The organism is Myroides odoratimimus, assembly GCF_001485415.1.
GTDB classification, from domain to species: domain Bacteria; phylum Bacteroidota; class Bacteroidia; order Flavobacteriales; family Flavobacteriaceae; genus Flavobacterium; species Flavobacterium odoratimimum.
This window is the reverse complement of sequence record NZ_BCMQ01000003.1, coordinates 36,825-58,540: the sequence shown is the minus strand read 5'-3', so window position 1 is coordinate 58,540 and position 21,716 is coordinate 36,825. Positions and strand designations below refer to the sequence as shown.

The following is a 21,716-nucleotide window of genomic DNA, read 5'->3' as shown; positions in this document are numbered from 1 at the left end:
TATATGGAATTAGTTAATACAACACCCCTCATAGCAGGCTCAATATATGGCGCACTAGCTATTATATTTGGTGCCTTTGGAGCACATGCTCTAAAAAAACACATGACAGCTGAACGTTTAGAAAGCTTTGAAGTAGGCGTAAAATATCAAATGTACCACGCTATCCTATTACTAATCTTAGGATTAATGCCTGCACATATTCATATTACAAGAGCAGTTAATATCATCATCATTGGTGTATTCTTGTTCTCTTTCAGTATTTATGGATTAACCTTAAGTGCTACATTTAAGAAGAAAATAAAAATACTTGGCCCTATAACTCCTTTAGGAGGAGTGTGTTTAGTAATTGGTTGGATAATGCTGTTAATTCAATTCATAAAACTTTTATAGACTTTTTTAGGCTGATTTTAGCTTAATCTAGTTTTTTAAGTATATTTGTTCATATAATGCAATTATAACTTGTATTTCTAATACTAAAAAACAAAATCGATGAAAAAAATTTTAACAGTACTTGGAGCTGTAGCTGTACTAGCTTCATGTAACAAAGAAGCTACTGGTTATACAATCAATGGTGAAACTAAAGGTCTAACAGATGGAACTAAAGTATATATTGAGAAAATTGATATTGCAACTGGTAGTACAGTAGCTATTGACTCTACTGAAATTAAAGACAATGCATTCACCTTCAAAGGAGCTGCTGAAAGTCTAGACCAAAACTTCTTTTCATTTGGTAAAGAACCAGGAAAATTACCTTTCGTTTTAGAAAATGGTAAAATCGTTGTTCAATACGATAATGAAAAAGCAGAAAACAGTAGCGTAACAGGTACTAAAAACAATGATGAATATACAGCATTCACTAAAAAAGTTGACGAATTAGAGCGAGCTATAGTCCAATACCAAGGTGATAACCAAGAGGCTTTTAAACAAGCTAACGAAGCTCAAGACCAAGCTAAAAAAGATGCTATTATCAATGGTTATATGGCATTAGCAGAAAAGTATGATGAGTATGTAGAAGATTACATTGATAATAACGCTAATTCATTAACTACTTTAGTCTATTTATCAAAAACAGTTGGTTCAGGACAATACATCAAAGAAGAATTAGTTGAAAAATTCAATAAATTTGATGAAACATTAAAGAACACTACTGTAGCAAAAGCTTTTAAAACAGCATTAGACGCTATTCCTGATGCTAAAGTAAAAATTGGTGACAAAGCTCCTGATTTCAGTGCTCCATCTCCAGAAGGAAAAGAAATTTCTTTAAAAGAAAGTTTAGGTAAATTAACTATTATTGATTTCTGGGCATCATGGTGTGGTCCTTGTAGAACAGAGAATCCTAATGTAGTAGCTCTATATGAAGAATACCACCCTAAAGGATTAAACATCATTGGTGTTTCTTTAGATAAGGATAAAGCAAAATGGATCGAAGCAATTGCTAAAGATAAATTAACTTGGAATCAAATCTCTAACTTAAAGTTCTGGGAAGAGCCAATCGCTCAAAATTATGAGGTACGTGCCATTCCAGCGACTTATCTACTTGATGAAAATGGTGTTGTAATCGCTAAAAACTTAAGAGGTAAAAAACTTAGAGCTAAAGTTCAAGAAATCTTAGACAAATAAATATCTACTTAAGATATAGAAAATAAAAGGGTTATAGAAGTTTCTATAACCCTTTTTTAATACTCTAATATCTCCGTTATAATCAGTAATATTTTATTATATTTAATCTTTACAAATTATATTAAAAATACATCCAATGAGAACACTACCTTTAGTAATTATAGCCTTTCTATTAATGAGTTTTACTATAAAAGATAAAGGTTTTCTAATAAAGGGAATAGCAAAAAACATTCCTGAGGGAGAAATGATCTATTTAAAAGTTTTAAATCCTGAAACTAATAATTTTGACGCAATAGATTCTGTTCGTTTAAAAAACAACTCATTCGAATTTAAAGGTAACACAACTTACCCTACTTATGCACTATTAGAGTTATCTGAAAACGTTACGGAATTAGTAGTTTTAGAAAATGGTATTATTAATTTTCAATATGACTATAATGATGATCTAAGCACCTCTGCTATTGGTACAAAAAACAATAATGAATTAAATGCTTTTCACAATAATATAAAGAGAGTTCAGAAAAAAGCTAATGCTTATAGAGATGCTAATCAAGACCTTTTAACTCAAGCTATAAAAGATAATAACAGAGAAGTTCTTGAAAGGTTATCAAATGAATTTAAAGTCTATGTAAAAGACATTAATGACATTATCACAAATCAACTAACTCAACATAGCAATTCATTCACGTCTTCTGTAATTTTATTTCAGCGAATAGACAATAAAAATATAGATACTAATGAGGCTAAATTATATTATAATCAACTAGCTGATAATATTAAGCAATCTAATATAGGTATAGCTATTAAAAACCTATTAGACAATTCTGCTGCCAATACTTTAGTAAAAATTGGAGATAAAGCGTTAGACATCTCAGGTAAAGATCCTAATGGAGAAGTGATTTCACTATACGATAATCTTGGTAAAGTAACCATTATTCACTTCTGGGCTCCGTGGTGTCCTGCATGTCACGAAACACTGCCTACCATAAAATCTATTTATGAAAAGTATCATGATAAAGGCTTGAACATCTTTAGTATTGCCTTAGATGATAATAAAGAGGAATGGATAGAAAGCATACAAAAAGAAGGTCTTAATTGGCTTCATATCTATAATCTTTATGAAATTCAACTACAATATGGAGTTAAAAATATTCCAACAGTATTTGTTTTAGACGAGAATGGAACTGTAATAGATATTAACCACTTAGAAGTAGACTTTGACCAATTACTTACTAAATATTTAGGAAAATAATATCTGCGCTCATGTTCTAATAATTATCCTAAACTGATTACTCTATAACTAAAAATATATTTTTTAAAAATATTGTAACAAATCGTAACATTAGACTACTTATAGGCATGAACAAACATTTGGAACAAGAATTCGTTGCTCTTTTGGATAAGAATCAAAACCTTATCCACAAAGTCTGTCGACTATATACAGTCGATGAAGCAGCTCATAAAGACTTGTTCCAAGAAATTTCTATTCAACTATGGCACGCTTACCCAAAGTTTAGAGGAGATTCTAAGTTCTCTACATGGGCTTATAGAGTAGCATTAAATACAGCCATCTCGTTATATCGTAAAAAAACAAGAGAACTAAGCACCATACCTTACGATAGTACATTTTGCAAATTTGAATATTCTGAATACAATTATCAAGAAGAAGAGCAATTAAAACTAATGTATAAAGCTCTTCAACAGCTAAATGATATCGAAAAAGCATTAGTATTCATGTATTTAGAAGATAAGAATTATGAAGAAATAGCAGAAACTTTAGGTATTAGTGAAGTCAATGCTAGGGTAAAAATGAATAGAATAAAAAGCAAACTTAAAAAGATATTAAATCCCTAGAGGCAATAGAATATGAAGGAGTTAGATTTATTAAAAAAACACTGGAATAGCGACCAAAAATTCCCTAAGATCTCTACTGAAGAGATACAAAAGATGATACATAAGAAATCGTCTTCTATCGTCATGTGGATATTTATCATTAGTATAATCGAATTTATTGTATTAAATGGTTTTAGTTATTTATTCGGATCAGACGTAAATAGAAATGATATTGGCCCTATCTATGCTTTTATGATCAATAACTTAGATTGGTTATCATTAGGAATATCAGTGATATTTATTACTATTTTCTATTTAAATTATAAAAAAATATCTGTAGCTGATTCCACTAAATTATTAATGGAATCTATTCTAAAGACAAAAAAGACAGTTAACTATTATATCTATACTAACCTAATTATCTTCTTTATAGCTTTCATTATTATATTGATTGATATACTGACACATGATGATAAGTTGACCTTACCTACGGCTTTAATTAGCGCAGTGATTGTTATTATTATATGTGGTGTATTTTTAGGATTACTATGGTTATACTACCGTCTAATCTATGGTTTATTAATCAAACGATTAATGAAAAACTATACGGAACTAGAGAAAATAGATTATGAATAAAAACATTTTCCTTTATTTTGCATAACTTAGACAAAATATTGGTTTTAAAGAATGACGATAACACAATTAATATATGTATTAGCAGTAGCAGAACATAAAAACTTCACGCTTGCTGCAGAAAAAACTTTTGTTACACAGCCTACATTAAGTATGCAAATCCAAAAGTTAGAGGAAGAACTCGAGGTACAAATATTTGACCGAAGTACAAAACCTATTCAGCCTACGGCTATCGGTCAAGTTATTATTCAACAGGCAAAGAAAATTGTCAATGAATCAGATCGAATTAAAGATCTTATTGATCTAGAAAAAGGATTTATTGGGGGAGAGTTTAAACTAGGAATGATACCTACTATAGCCCCTACTCTACTTCCTATGTTCCTAAAAACATTTCTAAATAAGTACAATAAGGTCAACCTAATTATAGAAGAATATACAACTGAAGAGATTATTCAGAAACTTCGCAATGGATATCTGGATGCTGCTATAGTTGCTACTCCCTTAGAAGAGTCTGACATTAAAGAAAGAGTTCTATTCTACGAACCATTTGTAGGATATGTTCCTGCAAATTTTAGACAAGAAATGGGAGCAGAACTTCATCAAGGAGACCTAGATCTAAGAAAGTTACTTTTACTACAAGATGGACATTGTTTTAGAGATGGTATAATCAATATCTGTAACAGCAAATCTACTGCAGAAAGCAAAAACTTTAAATTACAAAGCGGAAGTTTTGAAACTTTAATAAATCTATCTAAAGAAGGTCTAGGTTACACACTATTACCATACCTACACACACTTTCTTTAAATCAAGATGACAAAAATAACTTAATACAGTTTGCTGATCCAAAGCCTGCTAGAGAGATTAGTTTAATCTATACAGACAACGAATTAAAGCTTCAAATTATTAATGCTTTATATGAGGTTATTTTAAGTATTATAAGAGGAGCAATAGCATTTCAAGACGTTAAAATTATTAGTCCGAAAAAGAATCAATAACTTTAACTTATATAAAATAAAAAAGGGAAGCAAATGCTTCCCTTTTTTGTGGCTTAATTAATTATTTTCTTCTTTTTCTTTCACTACAAGTCTAAATCCTTCTCCGTGAATGTTTAAGATTTCTACTGTTTCGTCTAATTTAAGATACTTTCTTAATTTAGCGATGTATACGTCCATACTACGAGAAGTGAAATAGTTGTCATCTCTCCAAATCTTAGTTAACGCTACTTCACGTGGCATTAAATCATTTTCATAAATTGCTAACATCTTTAACAATTCATTCTCTTTTGGAGATAATTTAATTGGCTCATCATTTTCAAAAGTTAAGAATCTCAACTTAGAATTTAAATGGAATTTACCAATTTGGAATTCGAACTTCGTATTATCTGTTTTAACTTCAGACGATTTTCTATGAATAATCGCTTTGATTTTCATTAATAATACTTCAGAATCGAATGGCTTGTTTAGGTAGTCATCAGCTCCTACTTTATAACCTTTCAATACATCTTCTTTCATTGACTTCGCTGTAAGGAAAATGATAGGCACCTCTTTATTTTTATCACGGATCTCCTTGGCTAGAGTAAATCCATCTTTATAAGGCATCATAACATCTAGGATACATAAATCAAAAGTATCTCTTTTGAATTTTTCGAATCCTTCCATTCCATTCTTAGCTAAAGTAACTTCGAAATCATTGATGGCTAAATAATCTTTTAAGATTGCACCGAAATTCGGATCATCTTCTACTAATAAAATCTTTTTGTTGTTTGTTGTTTCCATGTTATATTTAATTTATTAATGGCATTTTTATAATAAAGGTACTTCCTTTTCCTTTTTCACTCTCAACATAAACTTGAGAATTGTGTACCTCTACAATTTGTTGAACATATGCTAGTCCTAGACCATGACCTTTTACGTTGTGTAAATCACCTGTGTGCTCTCTGTAAAACTTGTCGAAGATTCTCTTCTGAGCCTGTTTACTCATTCCTACACCGTGATCCTGAATTTTGATTAAGATAAAATCTTTTACATTTTCAGTATACACATCTATAATTGGCACATCCTTAGAGTACTTGATAGCATTATCTAAAATATTTACTATCACACTAGTAAAGTGAAAATCATTTCCTAACACATCACTTCTACGAGCATCTAAGTTCAAGTTTATTTCTCCTCCTCTATCCTGAATAATTAATCCTACGTGATCTACAGCATTTTCTATCACTTCATGGACATCCATTGCTTCTTTGTCTACATTAAACTCACGTCGTTCTAATTTTGAGATTTGAAGAACATTTTCAACTTGCGCATGCATTCTTTTATTCTCGTCTCGAATCATTTTCAAATAACGATCAACTTTTTCTGGATCATTTATAACCTTTGGGTTTTTAATTGCATCTAAAGCTAAATTAATTGTAGCTATAGGCGTTTTAAACTCATGAGTCATATTGTTAATGAAATCTGTCTTAATCTCAGATATTTGCTTTTGTTTAATCAATTGATTAATCGCATTCAAATATGCTGCGATAATAACCATCGTAAACAAAATTGACAATAGTGTTATCCCTATTAACGAAGAGAATAAATACTTACTCTTTTCTGGAAAAGTAATATACAGTTGGTATTTACTTCTATTCTCATTATCTGTGAAGATTGGCACTCCATAAGTAGAACCTTCTTCATAAATAAAATCTTCTGACTTAATCTTGGTTGATAACCCTTTGTTATAAATACCAAATTCAAACTTAGCATTAACCCCATATTGTTTAAGCTCTTTCTCTAAGAGCTCTCTCAATTTAGCTTTAGAAATCCTTTCATCTATACTTCTTAGAGCAACAATATCCTTAAAGTAAATATCAAATTGTGCTTTATCTAAAATATCTAGATTACCAGATTGTTCTATAACCTCGTCAGGATAATTTTGCTTAAGACTACTCCTATCTAAATCATCTCCTTTATAAATCTCTGTTTTTCGTTTTGAAACGAAATTCTTGACTTTTAAACTATCTGCTTTCTTATCAAAGAACGAACTCTTTATATTATAATCTTCTAAGACTAAAATATTCGAGTATACTATTTGTTCATTAGTAGTAGGATTTCGTTCTACTATGTAATATTGTTTCAACTCACTTTGTTTAGGTGGCGTTCCTATACTATCTTTAAGTTGATTATACATTCTATAAAACTCCGTAGCTTCATTTTGTTGTAGTCCACTACCTACATTTCCTAATACTTGTTGTACATGATACTTAAACTGCTCTTCATTATTTCTATAAGAGCTAACTATCCAATACATTTGAACAATGATTATTCCTATAAGAGAAAAACTCATTATCCCTACTAAAAGTCGAAATTTGACCTTACTCATTATTTTTTCAAAATTAACATTAAAAAAAATACTCTACACGGCGATTAACATAAAATTAACGGATGTAATTGTTTAAATTTTGATTATTATATCATTAATTATCATTTTCACCTCTTTTTTTACCAAATCTTTATTAATATTAGTAATAACATAATCACTAAAGGGTATTTTGTCAGAATCTTTCAATTGGTTCCTCATAATACTTTCAACGTTATCTAAAGATACTCCATCCCTTGCCATTACACGGGCTAAGCGTACTTCCTCAGGAGCTGTAACTAAGATAACTAAATCACATTGTTTATTCAAATTATTTTCAAAAAGAACTGCACTCTCCTTAATTACAAACGGAAAAGCGTCATTTTCCTCCTTCCAACGCTCAAAATCCTTCTTAACCTCTGGGTGTACAATTTGATTTAATTGATTTAGTAATTCTTTATTATCAAAAACAATTTCTCTTATTTTTTTGCGATCTAACACCTCTCCTATCTTAACGTTTTCTTTAAAGATAGATTGTACTGCTTCCACTACATCAGCCCGATCCATAATCTGTTTAGCTCTTTCATCTGCTATATAAATAGGAATCCCCTCTTCTGCAAACATATTAGCTACAGTGGTCTTTCCACTGCCTATTCCTCCAGTTAGTCCAACTATAAGTGCCATACCTTATATATTATTTAAAAAACATTTCTGGCATTCCGACTTCTGCTTCTTGTCTTTTTACAAATAAAATATAACTAGATTTCACAAAGCCTATACCGTAGCCGTAAAATTGTATAAAAATTGCCACAAGTGCTAATAAACTTATCTTAAAATTCTTCTCTTTTATTAAACAACCTAAAAAAACAAACATAAAATAAAAGATATAACATAAAATAAAAACAAATGTATAATATGTCATTATAATACTTAACAATAAGCCTGCCATAAATAAAGCTGGAAACCAATATGTTATCTTTGACGTTTCAGGATAACGTTGATTTAATATCGGACGTGCCTTTCCAAACTTATTGACCTGAATAAAAAATTTATTCCAATCAATTCTCCTTTTGTGATAAACATAGGCCTTACTAAACAACTGAGTATCGAATCCTAACTTCCATAACCTAATTGTCAAATCAGGGTCTTCTCCAGGGTGTATTTTACCAAAACCACCACTAGCTAAAAAAGCTTTTTTTGAAATTCCCATATTAAAACTTCTTGGCTGAAACTTTCCTATACGTTCACTAGCTCCTCTTATTCCACCTGTAGTTAGAACAGAGGTCATAGAATAATTTATTGCTTTCTGTACATCGCTAAAACTCGCTAACGCCGCATCGGGTCCTCCAAAACAGTCCACATACTCTTCCTTGAGATACTGATCCACTGTAGTTAAATACTCTTGTGGAATAATACAATCGGAGTCTAATACAATAAAGTACTCTCCCTTTGCTCGTTCCATGCCATAATTGCGCGAAGCCCCTGGCCCAGAATTCGCTTTATAATAATAAGATATCTCTAGTCTATCCTCATACTTACTAACAACAGCACGCGAATCTTCTTTAGACCCATCCTCTACAATTACCACTTCAAAAGCCTCCTTATATGTTTGCTTTGTCAAACTCTCCAATAACTCATCCACCTCGTCTGGTCGATTGTAAACAGGAATAATGAACGAAAAATACATTTATAATTTTTTATAATACAATCACAAAAATATCGTTAACTATTGTAATACGGAAATTCATTCCTATATTTATCAATACTATTTTAATCTAAAATCTCTTTTTATTATAATTAATAATATTTTTAGAGATACTAAAACAACTACAATGAACAAAATTCATATATTATGGGTGGATGATGAAGTGGATTTATTAAAACCTCATATCCTATTTTTAGAAAAAAAAGACTATATCGTAACTACTTGTACTAATGGACAAGATGCTATAGATTTATTTAAAGAGAACCAATACGACATTGTTTTCTTAGATGAGAATATGCCTGGACTTTCTGGTCTTGAGACTTTAAATGAAATTAAAACCATCAAAAGCAATACTCCGATTATCATGATTACTAAAAGTGAAGAAGAGTATATCATGGAAGAAGCAATTGGTGCTAAAATATCTGATTACTTAATCAAACCTGTTAATCCTAACCAAATCCTACTTTCACTAAAGAAAAACCTAGATGACTCTCGTCTAATCTCCGAGAAATCTTCTCTTAGTTACCAAAAAGAATTTAGAAACATATCAATGGATCTAATGCAAGCTAGAGATTATGAAGATTGGATCTCTATTTATAGAAAATTGCTTTATTGGGAACAGAAGTTAGAAAACATTGAAGATCAAAACCTATTCAATATACTAGACTCTCAGAAAACTGAAGCTAATAGTTTGTTTGGCAAATTCGTAGAAAAAAATTATGAGAGCTGGATTAATGATCCTGAAGACAGTCCTGTTTTCTCTCATCAAATATTCAGAAAATGGGTTGCTCCTGAATTAAAGAAAGAAGATTCTAAATTACTTTTTATTGTTATTGACAACTTAAGGTATGATCAATGGAGAGCATTCGAAGCAATCGTAACAAATCACTATAAAGTAGAGAGCGAGAACAGCTTCTTCTCTATTTTACCTACTGCTACACAGTATGCTAGAAATGCTATATTTTCAGGAATGACACCTCTAGAAATGTCTGAACAACTTCCACAATATTGGAAGAATGATACGGATGAAGGAGGAAAGAATTTGTTTGAGAATGAATTCCTACAACATCAATTACAAAGATTGAGATTAAATATTAAGAATGAATACCACAAAATCACCAATCTAAAAGAAGGAAGAAAATTAGCTGATAATTTCAAGGCTTTAAAAGACAATAAACTAATCACAATAGTATACAATTTTGTGGACATGCTATCTCATGCTAAAACTGAAATGGAAGTAATTAAAGAATTAGCTTCTAACGATAAAGCATACCGTTCACTTACTGTTAGTTGGTTCAGAAACTCTCCTTTGTTTGAAATAATTCAACAAGCACAGGCACTTGGATATAAGTTAATCATTACAACAGATCATGGTACAATTAACTGTAAAAATCCTTCTAAAGTTATTGGAGACAAAAACACTAGTTTAAACCTTAGATATAAAACAGGTAAGAGCTTGACCTTTGAGGCTAAAGATGTCTATCATGTTAAAGATCCAAAAAAAGTTCAATTACCTAACATTAATGTAAGTAGTTCATTTATTTTTGCAAAGAATGATTTCTTCTTAGCATATCAGAATAATTTCAATTATTATGCAGCTTATTTTAGAAACACTTACCAGCATGGAGGTATTTCTTTAGAAGAAATGATCGTTCCATTTATAGTATTAAATCCAAAAGTATAACAATGACTGAGATAGTTTTTTCTTTAAATCAAATTCAAGAAGTAGCTACTGATATATTAAGTAAGTTAAAACATCGCATCGTATTATTTGATGCACAAATGGGGGCAGGAAAAACCACACTTATTAAAGAAATAAGTAAACAGCTAGGTGTAGAAGACATGACGAGTAGTCCTACTTTTTCTATTGTGAATGAGTATCATTCTACAACTTCTAAAGACAGAGTATATCACTTTGACTTATATCGTTTAAACTCAGAAGAAGAAGCTTATGATATGGGAATGGACGAATATTTAGATTCTAATCATTGGTGCTTTATCGAATGGCCTGAAAAGACTCCTCATATTATTCCTGACGAACATGCTACAATAGAAATTTCTATTTTAGAAAATGGTGATAGAAAACTGATTTTGAATAATAATTAATAAACAGAAACAGAATGGCAACCTTAACTCCTTTTTCAATGAAAGACTTAATTCCGCAAGAGGAATGTCTGATGGTAGAGCGCAAGAAAAGTGAACTTTTTATAGGAGTTCCTAAAGAAAATACCCTGATAGAGAAAAGAATCTGTATCACTCCAGAAGCAGTACAGACTTTAAGTACCTATGGGCATCGTGTGCTTATTGAAAAGGGAGCAGGAGAAGCCGCTAACTATTCTGATTTAGATTATAGCAAAGCAGGAGCCGAACTTACTAGTGATACAAAGAAAATTTTTAGTTGTCCTGTCATTGTTAAAGTTGCTCCACCTACTCTAGAAGAAGTAAAACTAATGGCACCATACACAGTTGTATGGTCTACTATCCAATTAAAAACACTAACTAGACAGTATTTCGAGACCCTTTCTAAAAAAAAGATATCTGCTATTGGCTTTGATTTTATTCACGATGAGAATGGAACCTATCCTGCTGTTAGTGCTTTAAGTGAAATAGCTGGTACCGCATCTATCCTGATAGCTTCTGAACTGATGACCACAACTAATAATGGTAAAGGATTATTATTTGGGAATATCGCTGGGGTAGTTCCCACTGAGGTAGTTATACTCGGAGCAGGACTAGTAGCCGAAAACGCCGCTCGCACTGCTATAGGAATGGGAGCAAATGTAAGAGTATTTGACAATTCTATACAGAAGCTGCGCAGGCTTCAGAACAACCTATCGCAACGAATTTCTACTTCTACGATCCAAGAAAAAATATTACACAAAGCTCTTATGAGATGTGATGTTGCTATCGGTGCAATACGAGGTAAAAATCGAGCACCTATAGTAGTAAGTGAGTCTATGGTAGATAATATGAAAAATGGTGCTGTAATTATAGATGTATCTATTGATACAGGAGGGTGTTTCGAGACATCCGAATTAACTACCCATGATCATCCTACCATTATAAAAAGTGGTGTAATACACTATGGAGTACCAAATATCACTTCTAGATATAGTAGAACAGCATCCATGGCTCTTAGCAATATTATCACACCTTTATTATTAGAATACACAGATTGTGGTGATTTAGACGGTACTGTGAACTGTGAAAGCGTCATTAAATCTGGTATATATAGTTATAAAGGATTAGTTACCAATCGAAATGTTGCGGAATGGTTTAACCTTGATTATAAAGACATTCACCTTTTCACCTTTTAAATATTTTATAAATCTTTAGTTTTACTGTATTGAATTGCTACTTTTGTGTAAATTTTTTAAGAAATGAAGTTTACACAGCGTTTAGCATACTATTTATTTGGGTTACTTATAGGAGGAATGTTCTTATTTTATTTCTTCGGTGAGAAGAAAACAGAATTTTGTTATTTACCTAATTGTAGGGTTTTAAAAGATTTGAGAAGTAAACCAGTTACTTATTCAAAGACAGTAGAAGCTAAGTTTAAAGAAGGTTGGGTATCTAACGATGACATCCGTAAATCTCTACAATATGGAGATGTGAACTTTTCAGAAAGTAATATTGACTTTGAGAAAGGTAAACTTTATGTCATTATAGGCAGAAATGAACAAAATGAAAACATATTAATCAAAGTCATAAACTACACAGATAAGATTGTACTTTACGATATTGAAAAAATGTAAAAATATTTCACATTAGGCATTGCATTATTTAAAAACATCTTTATATTTGCAATCCTATTTCGGGCGATTAGCTCAGTTGGTTCAGAGCACCTCGTTTACACCGAGGGGGTCGGGGGTTCGAATCCCTCATCGCCCACTTTATAAGCTTCACTTTTAGTGAGGCTTTTTTTATACCATCTCCTACTCTTTATATTACATTCTAAGATACATCTTTCTAAACTAAGTACGCAAAAAATCTATTTCTCCACAGCGTCTATTCATAAACCAAGAGTCGTTTTGTTCTGACCTTCTAGGGGATTGCTTGAGGGTTTCTTGCACCTTTCTTCGACAAAAAGGCTCTCTAGGCAAGAAAACCTCAAGGAATCTCCAAGGAATCCGCAAGGAACTGCAAGCTAAGCGCTCTTCTTTTATTCATAAGTGGCAAAAGCAAAACTCATACATTCATTTAAAAATTTTAACTCCTGTTGCTACTTTAATCTACTCGCACATATTGATATTGCTCTAATACAGTTCCATCACACAATAATGTTTAGAATCTTTTAATCGAACTATCGTTAAAACTTAATTATTCTGAGTACTTTACTTCAAAAAAAATATTTTTTGTACATTTGATATAAATAAAAAGCATTTATCATGAAAAAGATTTTATTATTAGCTGCTGTTGTAGGTTTATCATTTACCTCTTGCAAAAAAGATGGAGAATCAGGAACTACAGCTCCTGCAGTAGAGCCAACAGAACAAACTACAACTCCTATTGAGTCTACCGAAGCAACACCTAAAGAAGAATTAGGTAACGTAACTTATACGATTGCTTCTAAACTAGTAGATTGTACAGGTGTAGCACCAATGAAATGTATGCAGTACAAAGAAGAAGGTTCTGACGAATGGTTAAATATGTATGGAGGAATCGAAGGATTTAACTATGAAGAAGGATATGAATATGTAATCGAAGTAAAACGTGAAAAAGTAGAAAACCCACCAGCTGATGCATCTTCTATCAAATACATTCTAGTAAAAGAAATTTCTAAAACTAAAAAATAATATCTAGCGAGCTTAGGCTCGCTTTTTTATTCTTTTAACCTAAGTACAATCTTAGCTTCCGCTAAAATCTATAGCAATTCCCCTTAAATATTTACTCTTAATTGTCCGAAGGGCTTCTAATTCGTATCTTAGCCGTGTATTTATTTTGAATAATATGTCTAAGAATCTACTTGATACACCTATAGAATACCTTAAAGGAGTTGGTCCACAGCGCGCTGACTTATTTAAACGCGAACTAGGTATATTCACCTATAGAGATTTACTACACCTATACCCAAACAGATATATCGACAGAACACAGTATTATAAAATAAATGAACTTTATAATAACAATAGTGAAGTTCAGATAGTCGGTAAAATTATCCATATCAAAACTGTAGAACAAAAACGAGGAAAGCGCCTTGTCGCAACCTTTACAGACGGTACTGGACAAATAGAGTTAGTTTGGTTTCAAGGATACAAATGGATACAAGAGAATTTAAAACTAAATACTCCTTATGTGGCATTTGGAAAGCTTAATAGCTTTAACAATACCTTCTCTATGCCACATCCGGAACTAGATCTTTTAGAAGAACATCAGAAAAACATTGCTAACGCAATGCAAGCTGTCTATCCTTCTACTGAAAAATTCGGAGCAAGAATATCTAATAAGTCTATCATCAAGATGATGATGCAACTTGTCAAAGAGACACATCCTCTCTTTATAGATACCTTATCTGATGAATTCAAGAGAAAGCTCAACTTGATTTCGATGCAAGAAGCCTTAATTAATATCCACTTTCCTAAAAATATGGATATGTTGAATAAGGCTCAATTTAGACTAAAGTTTGAAGAATTATTCTATGTTCAATTACAGTTATTGATTAAAAACATAGCACGAAAAGACAAAATTAAAGGATACCCTTTTGAGAAAGTAGGCGATTACTTTAATACTTTTTATAGCGAACACCTCCCCTTCCCTCTTACTGGAGCTCAAAAACGAGTTTTGAAAGAAATCAGGAATGATGTAGGTGCTCCAGCACAAATGAATCGTCTCTTGCAAGGAGATGTGGGATCTGGAAAAACAATAGTTGCTTTTATGAGTTGTCTTCTAGCATTAGACAACGGATTCCAAGCGTGTATCGTAGCTCCTACAGAAATTTTAGCAACCCAACATTATGTCGGGATTAAAGAACTAGGAGAACCTTTAGGGCTAAAGATAAAATTACTTACAGGATCTACTAAAACGGCTGAGAGACGTGTATTGCACGAAGAATTAGCTTCTGGAGAGCTACATATACTTATCGGTACACACGCCTTATTTGAAGATAAAGTTATCTTTAAAAATCTAGGTTTAGCTATCATTGATGAACAACACCGATTCGGAGTAGAACAGCGATCTAAACTATGGCATAAAAATGAATTACCTCCCCACGTGTTGGTCATGACTGCTACACCGATACCTCGTACATTAGCTATGAGTTTATATGGAGACTTAGATATTTCTGTTATTGATGAACTTCCACCAGGGCGTAAACCAATACAAACTAATCATTACTTCGAAGGTAAACGCTTAGCTGTATGGCACTTCTTAAAAACAGAAATTGCCAAAGGAAGGCAAGTTTATATCGTCTATCCCTTAATAGATGAAAGCGAAACATTAGACTATAAAAACCTAATGGAAGGATATGAAGCCATATCACGAGACTTCCCTTTACCAGAATACAGTGTCAGCATTGTTCATGGACAGATGACTCCTGCAGAAAAGGATAGAGAGATGGACAGATTCATTAAAGGAGAGACAAATATTATGGTAGCCACTACTGTGATTGAGGTTGGAGTGAATGTGCCTAATGCATCCGTTATGATTATCGAAAGTGCAGAGCGCTTTGGATTATCACAACTACATCAGCTTAGAGGACGTGTAGGTCGTGGAGCAGAACAGAGTTATTGTATCCTAATGACAGGAGATAAGCTAAGTAATGACTCTAAGATCAGAATGGAAACGATGTGTCGTACTAATGATGGTTTCGAAATCTCAGAAGTAGATTTAAAATTGCGTGGCCCAGGTGATATTATGGGAACTCAACAGAGTGGTACCCTTCCTTTAAAAATAGCTGATATTGTCAAGGATCAAGAGATTATGCTTTATGCAAGACATCATGCTGTACAGCTGTTAAAAGAAGACCCTACACTAGAAGAACCTGAAAACCAAAGAATCAAAAATAAATTAAACATTCTAAATAGTAAAACCACTATCTGGAACTATATAAGCTAAAACACACAACACTTATGAAATTAGTTTTCGCATCAAACAACAAAAACAAGATTAAAGAAATTAGAAATCAATTACCTGATACAATTGAAATCTTAAGTTTAGAAGATATTGGATGTAATATCGACATTCCTGAGACAGCTGATACTATAGAAGGCAACGCTAAACTAAAAGCTGATTTTGTCAAAAGACATTATGGATATGACTGTTTTGCTGATGATTCAGGATTAGAAGTAGATGCTTTAAACGGTGCACCAGGAGTATACTCAGCTCGTTATGCAGGAGAACAAAAAAATGACAATGACAATATAGATAAATTGCTTGAGGTACTTCAAAAAGAAGATAACAGAAAAGCTAACTTTAAAACAGTAATTTGCCTAAACCTACATACAGAAACGTATTACTTTACTGGTATTATAGATGGTCAGCTATTAAGAGAGAGACAAGGTACAGAAGGATTCGGTTATGATCCAATCTTCGTAGCAGATGGAATGAACCAATCTTTTGCTGAAATCGATATCAATGCAAAAAACGGTATTAGCCATAGAGGAAAAGCAGTTCGTCAGTTAGTTGACTTTTTATTAAAAAAATCATAGCAGCAGGAGAATAAAATTTATCTAAATATGCTCTTTATGGTTTATACACCATTTCAGAGCATATTTTTAGTTACTCCCCTATCCTTCATTAGAATCTTTGATATTTCTCTTATTTCTCAAAACATAAATACTTACTTTTCTTATCTACTACTCCCCACTTTTTTGCATATCTTGAACTTTTCGGCATACTTTTCGCTATGTCTGAATGACTTATTAAGAATAAAGTGAATTAAATACCATAAAACTAGACTGAGGCTGTCTCGGTATATGTTAAATAAAAGAAAGATATATAAAGTGTATAAAAAGTACTTATCATTACACAACACACATGATATAGACACTTTTAAGCAAAATAAAAATTATATAAAGGAAGATATATCATTACATTATCTTTAAAAAAAACGCTCAAAACAAGCGTTTAAATTATTTTCGAATAATAAACCTGCAATAACTACAATTATAATTTGAATAGTAGTATATTTGCGGCTATTTTAATATTTATATGAACAATTTCGAACAATTAGGATTAAATGAATCTCTTTTATCTGCGATCAAGGATATGGGATTTGAAAATCCATCAGAGATCCAGCAAAAGGCGATTCCATTACTATTAGAGAAAGATACCGACATTGTTGCGTTAGCCCAAACGGGGACTGGGAAAACCGCAGCTTTTGGTTTTCCTTTGATTCAGAAGATAGACGTTTCTAATAAGAATACACAAGGTCTTATCTTATCGCCGACTAGAGAGTTATGTTTGCAAATCGCAAACGAAATCAAACAGTACTCGAAGTATGTAAAAGGACTTCATTCAGTAGCTGTTTATGGAGGGGCTAGCATTACAGAACAGGCTAAAGACGTAAAACGTGGAGCACAAATTATCGTCGCTACTCCTGGTAGAATGCAAGACATGATTAACCGTGGTATGGTTAACATTAAAAACATTAATTACTGTATCCTAGATGAAGCAGATGAAATGCTTAACATGGGATTCTATGAAGATATCACGTCTATTTTAGCGGATACTCCAAAAGAAAAAAACACATGGTTATTCTCTGCTACTATGCCGCAAGAGGTTGCGCGCATCGCAAGAGAGTTCATGAAAACTCCAGAAGAAATTACTGTAGGTCATAAAAACCAAGGTAATACTAATGTAAGTCATGAATTTTATTTAGTATCTGCTAGAGATCGCTACCCAGCGCTTAAACGTTTAGCAGATGCCAATCCAGATATTTTCTCTGTAGTGTTCTGTAGAACGAAGAGAGATACGCAATCTATTGCTGAAAAACTTATCGAGGATGGATACAACGCTGCTGCATTACACGGAGACTTATCTCAAGCTCAACGTGACGCAGTAATGAAATCATTCCGTGGTAAACAGATACAAATGCTTGTAGCTACTGACGTTGCTGCTCGTGGTATCGACGTAGATGACATTACTCACGTAGTAAACTACCAATTACCTGACGAAATCGAAACGTATACTCACCGTAGTGGACGTACAGGACGTGCTGGTAAATCTGGTACTTCTATGGTTATCGTAACGAAAAGTGAATTAAGAAAAATTCAACAAATCGAAAGAATCATCAAAACTAAATTTGAAGAGAAACCAGTTCCATCTGGAATTGAGATTTGTGAAATTCAATTATTCCACTTAGCCAATAGAATTAAAGAAGTAGAAGTTAACACAGAAATTGAAGCTTATTTACCTGCAATTACTGAGTTATTAAAAGACTTCGACAAAGAAGAAATCATTAAAAAAGTAGTTTCTGTTGAGTTTAATAGATTCTTAGAATACTACCAAAAAGCTTCTAACAGCTTATCTAGTGTATCTGCTGGAAGAAACAATTCTAAAGAAGTTCCTACAGATGGAGCAGTACGTTTCTTCGTTAACTTAGGTGCTAAAGATAACCTAGACTGGATGACGTTAAAAGATTTCTTACGTGATACTTTAGAGTTAGGTCGTGATGACTTATTCAAAGTTGATGTAAAAGATGGTTTCTCATTCTTCAATACTGAAGCTGAACACGCTGAAAAAGTAATGGAAACATTAAACGGTCTTGAATACCAAGGACGCCGTGTGAATGTTGAAATCTCTAACAATGATGGTGGTAGAAACGGTGGACGCCGTGACCATAACAACCGTAAAGGAGGATTCAGAGGTGGAGAAAGAAGATCTGAAGGTGGATTTAGAGGTGGTGAAAGAAGATCATCTAACAGATCATCTGAAGGAGGATTCAGAGGCGGAGAGAGAAGATCGGATAGATCATCATCTGAAGGACGTGGAGAAAGAAGATCAGACAGATCATCAGAAAGAGCTCCTCGTAACGAACGCGGATCTAGAAGAAGTAGCGAAGGAGATTCATCTAGAAGAACTAGAAGAAACTAATTTGTTAATTTTTTTAAAATAGCATACAAAACTGTAAAATATCTTTTACTTTTAGGCAATCTTAAAAAGTATGAGAAATTTTACAGTTTTTTTATTTATAATACTTTCTGTTTTAACTGTAGCGGCTCAAGATCGCACTAGTGTTAAAGGAACTATTTTAAATGACAAATCATTTTTGCCAGTAGATGATGTGAATGTCATCAATATTAGCCAAGTCAAAGGTACAATCAGTAAGAGAGATGGTTCTTTCACAGTAGAAGCCAATCTTAATGATTCTATACACCTATCCTACCCTGGCTATATCCCTATTAAACTTAAAGTAACCAACGATTGGTTAAACAACGAGAATCTAAAGATTTACTTTACAGAAAACACAATAGAACTAGACGAAATTCTTATTAAGAAATTTGACTTAACTGGGTACTTAGAAGTGGATACCAAACTAATTGAATTAAACGAAAAAATGCAGTTTGACTTCTATAGACAAAATAAAACTCCTTATTATGGTACGGCTATGGGTACTTTCTTTAGCCCTGTTGATGCTGTGTACAACCTATTTAAAGGAAAAGATAAAAAACTTAAGAAAATCGAAGCTATTAAAGAAGATCAGAACATGATTGCTTTAATGCAGACCAGATATGACAGAGAGATTGTTTGTGGTTTATTAGAAATCACAAGAGAGGATATCGTAAAGTCTCTTCAAAACTGTAATTACACTGATAAATTTATCTATACCGCTACAGACTTCCAGATTTATCAAGCATTAAATGATTGCTATGATAATTCTAAGCTATTAGCTTCAAAAAAGAAAAATGCATCCAATTAAGGGATGTATTTTTTTTGCTCTTTTTTCACGAATTGTAAATATGATAAAATAGAAATAAAACCTATTTTTGTACAAATAACAACACATCACTAATTAAAAACTACTTCACAGAAAATGAATATCATTTTAAAAGCTGCAAAAGTAATCGATCCTACTAGCCCATTTCACAACCAGACAGTTGACATTCAAGTCGAAAATGGCCTTATTACTAAAATCGCTAATCAAATAGAAAATGACCAATTCGAACAAATCAAGTATGATAACCTACACGTTTCTCAAGGTTGGTTTGACAGTTCTGTTTGTTTAGGAGAGCCAGGATTCGAAGAAAGAGAGAATATCGCTCACGGTTTAGAAGTAGCTGCTAAAAGTGGATTTACACAGATTGCAGTTGAACCTAACACCCACCCTATCACTGATTCACAAAGTATAGTAAGTTTTATTAAACAAAAAGCTTTTGGACAGACCACAGAGGTATTTCCTATTGGAGCACTTACAGTAAAATCAGAAGGAACAGACCTAGCAGAGTTATTTGACATGAAAAATGCAGGAGCTATTGCTTTTGGTGATTACAAAAAACCTATTCAAAACGCCAATGTACTAAAAATTGCTCTGCAATATGTGCAAGACTTTGACGGGCTAATTATCGCCTTTTCACAAGATAATAGCATAAAAGGTAAAGGAGTAGCTAATGAAGGCGTAGAAAGCACTAAATTAGGCTTAAAAGGAATCCCTACACTGGCAGAAGAGTTACAAATAGCACGTAATCTATTTTTATTAGAATATACTGGAGGAAAAGTACACTTCCCTACAATATCAACTGCAAAATCTGTAGAGTTAATCAAAGAAGCAAAATCAAAAGGGTTAAACGTTACTTGTAGTACTGCTGTTCATTTATTAACTATGACAGATGAAAAACTAGCAGACTTCGATACTCGTTTTAAAGTATATCCTCCACTAAGAGACGAAGCTACTAGACAAGCTTTGATCAATGGAGTACTAGATGGAACTATTGACTGTATCACTTCAGAGCACAACCCGCTAGACATTGAACACAAAAAACTAGAATTCAACAGTGCTTCTAATGGAACTATTGGTTTAGAATCAGCATTTGCTGCACTGAATACAGTACTACCTTTAGAAGTTATAGTAGATAAGCTGACTAGTGCTAGAACTATCTTCAAAATAGACACACTATCTATCAAAGAAGGTAATAAAGTAAATATCACTTTATTTAATCCTTCAAAAGAATACAGTTTTACAAAAGAAAACATCTTGTCAAAATCTAAAAACTCTGCTTTCTTAAACCATCCAATGAATGGTGAAGTATACGGAGTAGTAAACGGAGACAAAAAAACTCTAAAATAAATTAATCAATATACATAATGCTGAAGACTTTTAACGAAAAGGAAATTGAAACAGGTAGAACAATGGCAGCTATTGCCCATATTTTTATCTTAGGAACTTTAATCGCAATATTTATGAACCTTGAACCAAAGAATAGATTCTCTGGTTTTTATATTAAGCAAGCATTTGGTCTAACCTTATTCTTTCTTGCCCTAGGTTCAATGGCAAGTAACTTTGATACTTGGCTTATTTCTGCTCCTTTCTATTTTTGTTTTATTTCTCTTTGGACATATAGCTTTATTGGTGCTGTAACAGGTGAAATTAAGCCATTACCAAAAATTGGCGTATATTTCCAAAAATGGTTTGACAAATTATCAGCTTAA

At 32.4% G+C, this 21,716-nt stretch carries 21 protein-coding genes and 1 tRNA gene; 18 read left to right on the top strand and 4 right to left on the bottom strand.

What is annotated here, in order from left to right:
- The first annotated feature begins 3 nt into the window (after positions 1-3).
- The 6 genes from MODO_RS03760 (at position 4) to MODO_RS03735 (ending at position 5,082) form a co-directional block, all read left to right on the top strand.
- Positions 4-390, top strand: a complete 387-nt coding sequence (locus MODO_RS03760) for a DUF423 domain-containing protein (RefSeq protein ID WP_006259041.1) — start codon at positions 4-6, stop codon at positions 388-390.
- 99 nt (positions 391-489) lie between these two features.
- Positions 490-1,620 (top strand): redoxin domain-containing protein, encoded by a 1,131-nt coding sequence (locus MODO_RS03755; RefSeq protein ID WP_006259042.1) that lies wholly within the window; start codon positions 490-492, stop codon positions 1,618-1,620.
- 136 nt (positions 1,621-1,756) lie between these two features.
- Positions 1,757-2,872, top strand: a complete 1,116-nt coding sequence (locus MODO_RS03750; protein ID WP_006259043.1) for a TlpA disulfide reductase family protein — start codon at positions 1,757-1,759, stop codon at positions 2,870-2,872.
- 107 nt (positions 2,873-2,979) lie between these two features.
- Entirely contained in the window at positions 2,980-3,474 is a 495-nt protein-coding gene (locus MODO_RS03745; protein ID WP_006259044.1) for an RNA polymerase sigma factor, read from the top strand.
- A 12-nt stretch (positions 3,475-3,486) separates the two neighbouring features.
- Positions 3,487-4,089, top strand: coding sequence for a DUF8845 family protein (locus tag MODO_RS03740; protein ID WP_006259045.1), 603 nt, complete (start codon positions 3,487-3,489; stop codon positions 4,087-4,089).
- Positions 4,090-4,140: 51 nt separating this feature from the next.
- The gene (locus MODO_RS03735; protein WP_006259046.1) at positions 4,141-5,082 is read left to right on the top strand and encodes a LysR family transcriptional regulator; all 942 of its coding nucleotides are present in this window, start codon (positions 4,141-4,143) and stop codon (positions 5,080-5,082) included.
- A gap of 57 nt (positions 5,083-5,139) precedes the next feature.
- Here the strand turns inward: MODO_RS03735 and MODO_RS03730 are convergent, their stop codons facing one another.
- The 4 genes from MODO_RS03730 to MODO_RS03715 form a co-directional block, all read right to left on the bottom strand.
- Positions 5,140-5,862 (bottom strand): response regulator transcription factor, encoded by a 723-nt coding sequence (locus MODO_RS03730; RefSeq protein ID WP_006259047.1) that lies wholly within the window; start codon positions 5,860-5,862, stop codon positions 5,140-5,142.
- A gap of 7 nt (positions 5,863-5,869) precedes the next feature.
- The gene (locus MODO_RS03725; protein WP_006259048.1) at positions 5,870-7,378 is read right to left on the bottom strand and encodes a sensor histidine kinase; all 1,509 of its coding nucleotides are present in this window, start codon (positions 7,376-7,378) and stop codon (positions 5,870-5,872) included.
- A 144-nt stretch (positions 7,379-7,522) separates the two neighbouring features.
- The gene (gene coaE / locus MODO_RS03720; protein WP_006259049.1) at positions 7,523-8,110 is read right to left on the bottom strand and encodes a dephospho-CoA kinase; all 588 of its coding nucleotides are present in this window, start codon (positions 8,108-8,110) and stop codon (positions 7,523-7,525) included.
- A gap of 10 nt (positions 8,111-8,120) precedes the next feature.
- A complete protein-coding gene (locus MODO_RS03715; protein ID WP_006259050.1) occupies positions 8,121-9,113 on the bottom strand; it encodes a glycosyltransferase family 2 protein in 993 nt (330 codons plus the stop codon).
- A gap of 145 nt (positions 9,114-9,258) precedes the next feature.
- Between MODO_RS03715 and porX the strand changes: the two genes are divergently transcribed.
- The 12 genes from porX to MODO_RS03655 all read left to right on the top strand — a co-directional run bounded on the left by porX (position 9,259) and on the right by MODO_RS03655 (position 21,716).
- Positions 9,259-10,815: a T9SS response regulator signal transducer PorX gene (porX, locus tag MODO_RS03710; RefSeq protein ID WP_006259051.1), complete on the top strand. Its 1,557-nt coding sequence runs from the start codon at positions 9,259-9,261 to the stop codon at positions 10,813-10,815.
- A 2-nt stretch (positions 10,816-10,817) separates the two neighbouring features.
- A complete protein-coding gene (gene tsaE / locus MODO_RS03705; protein ID WP_006259052.1) occupies positions 10,818-11,237 on the top strand; it encodes a tRNA (adenosine(37)-N6)-threonylcarbamoyltransferase complex ATPase subunit type 1 TsaE in 420 nt (139 codons plus the stop codon).
- 14 nt (positions 11,238-11,251) lie between these two features.
- A complete protein-coding gene (locus MODO_RS03700) occupies positions 11,252-12,448 on the top strand; it encodes an alanine dehydrogenase (protein ID WP_006259054.1) in 1,197 nt (398 codons plus the stop codon).
- A gap of 63 nt (positions 12,449-12,511) precedes the next feature.
- Complete coding sequence (locus MODO_RS03695; protein WP_006259055.1) at positions 12,512-12,886, top strand: DUF4258 domain-containing protein; 375 nt, start codon at positions 12,512-12,514, stop codon at positions 12,884-12,886.
- 61 nt (positions 12,887-12,947) lie between these two features.
- Positions 12,948-13,022 (top strand) — tRNA-Val (locus tag MODO_RS03690).
- 497 nt (positions 13,023-13,519) lie between these two features.
- Positions 13,520-13,927 (top strand): DUF4377 domain-containing protein, encoded by a 408-nt coding sequence (locus tag MODO_RS03685; protein WP_006259056.1) that lies wholly within the window; start codon positions 13,520-13,522, stop codon positions 13,925-13,927.
- A gap of 154 nt (positions 13,928-14,081) precedes the next feature.
- A complete protein-coding gene (gene recG / locus MODO_RS03680) occupies positions 14,082-16,184 on the top strand; it encodes an ATP-dependent DNA helicase RecG (RefSeq protein ID WP_006259057.1) in 2,103 nt (700 codons plus the stop codon).
- A 14-nt stretch (positions 16,185-16,198) separates the two neighbouring features.
- The gene (locus MODO_RS03675; RefSeq protein ID WP_006259058.1) at positions 16,199-16,777 is read left to right on the top strand and encodes a non-canonical purine NTP diphosphatase; all 579 of its coding nucleotides are present in this window, start codon (positions 16,199-16,201) and stop codon (positions 16,775-16,777) included.
- A gap of 502 nt (positions 16,778-17,279) precedes the next feature.
- Positions 17,280-19,163 (top strand): DEAD/DEAH box helicase, encoded by a 1,884-nt coding sequence (locus tag MODO_RS03670; protein ID WP_006259059.1) that lies wholly within the window; start codon positions 17,280-17,282, stop codon positions 19,161-19,163.
- Between the two features lie 70 nt (positions 19,164-19,233).
- Positions 19,234-19,989: a carboxypeptidase-like regulatory domain-containing protein gene (locus MODO_RS03665; RefSeq protein WP_006259061.1), complete on the top strand. Its 756-nt coding sequence runs from the start codon at positions 19,234-19,236 to the stop codon at positions 19,987-19,989.
- 114 nt (positions 19,990-20,103) lie between these two features.
- Complete coding sequence (locus MODO_RS03660; RefSeq protein WP_006259062.1) at positions 20,104-21,354, top strand: dihydroorotase; 1,251 nt, start codon at positions 20,104-20,106, stop codon at positions 21,352-21,354.
- A gap of 17 nt (positions 21,355-21,371) precedes the next feature.
- Positions 21,372-21,716, top strand: coding sequence for a hypothetical protein (locus tag MODO_RS03655; protein WP_006259063.1), 345 nt, complete (start codon positions 21,372-21,374; stop codon positions 21,714-21,716).